1 protein-coding gene is annotated in these 1,289 nt (G+C 52.9%); it reads right to left on the bottom strand.

Features of this window, described 5'->3' with window-relative positions; all coding sequences use genetic code 11:
* On the bottom strand, positions 1–951 hold a 951-nt coding region (locus C464_RS18035; RefSeq protein ID WP_204366005.1), incomplete at its 3' end, for a glycoside hydrolase family 97 N-terminal domain-containing protein.
* Positions 952–1,289 lie beyond the last annotated feature (338 nt).

The raw sequence follows: 1,289 nt of genomic DNA, 5'->3' as shown, positions 1-1,289 counted from the left end.
GATGTACGCAGCAGGGTCGTTATTATTCGCGGAGATCTCGTTGTCACTTTTGTACTCCCAGTTGGCGCTTCCAGCGATCATCGTCCACCAGATCCCAACATATTTGCGACCGTTTTCGAGCCACGACGTGTCACCGCTCGGGAACACCGACTCGTCGAGTGGGTCCGCTAGCAGCGGAATGAGTTGAGACTCCACAAGATCACCCGGTGTGTCTCCAACCTGTATCGTCCGCCAGGGCGTCATATGAGGGGCCGAAGCTTTCACTGACGATCCGTCTGGGAGTGGCGCGAGTTCAGCTGCAAATTCCGGACTGCCTGCGTTAGACTGAGATGCCAGCGACAAGGAAGCATAATCATTGAGGTTTGATTCGTGAACGCTCAGATACGGCCCGTTGCCGCCAGTGTCCATCGTCAGCGGCGTGTGTGCTCCGAGCCGCACGGGGATTCTGTTTGGCCTGGTAGATCCTCCTCCTGAAGGAATATCGCTCAAAGTGCCTGTGGCATACTCCTGTTCAAACCGCGGGTTAACCCACTCGTTTTCGATCCACCAAGCGTCGTAATCATCAGCGAAATTAAATTCCGTGTTCTCCGAATCGATACTGAACTCTCCAAATCCGTCATCCAGCACTACACGGAAACCGAGCCCACTATTGAATACTCGTACCTCAAGGCTTGCCGCTCGGCCATCTTCCGTGGTCTCTTCAAGATTGAGGGTGAGGTAGTTGTACTCTTTTTCGACAGAGGCGAATTCACCCCATTCGGGGGTCCACTCTTCGGTCATTGTCCCGCGCTCGCCTCCAGTGGGAAGAATATTTGGTCCACTCCCGCTAATGTCCGTCCCGAACGCCTCTTGTCCGGAGAAGTTGAAGCCAATCGGCGACGGCTCGACGTATGTCGTTCCCTCGTAAGTAACAGTATAATTTGGGACCCCCGACGAAACGTCGACTGTCATGTTGATAGATCCATCTGGAGATNTATGTCGTTCCCTCGTAAGTAACAGTATAATTTGGGACCCCCGACGAAACGTCGACTGTCATGTTGATAGATCCATCTGGAGATGAGATCGTCTGTGTCGCGAGATCTTCTTGATCAACCGCGTTTGACGCGTCTGGTTTCTCGACAGCAGCCTGAATAGTCACTGGGAGGGTCTGTTCGGCACTAACTGCTTCTGTATCAATGTACACGCCGACTGACTCGCTCTCACCAACGCCTAAGCCAAGAACTTCGTCCTGTCCGTTACGAAGCCTTTCGTTCTGGTTACTTCCCGGATAAAAATAGATAGCGTCTGTA

It is taken from the genome of Halorubrum coriense DSM 10284 (genome assembly GCF_000337035.1).
GTDB lineage: Archaea > Halobacteriota > Halobacteria > Halobacteriales > Haloferacaceae > Halorubrum > Halorubrum coriense.
This window is presented reverse-complemented; position numbering and strand designations above follow the sequence as displayed.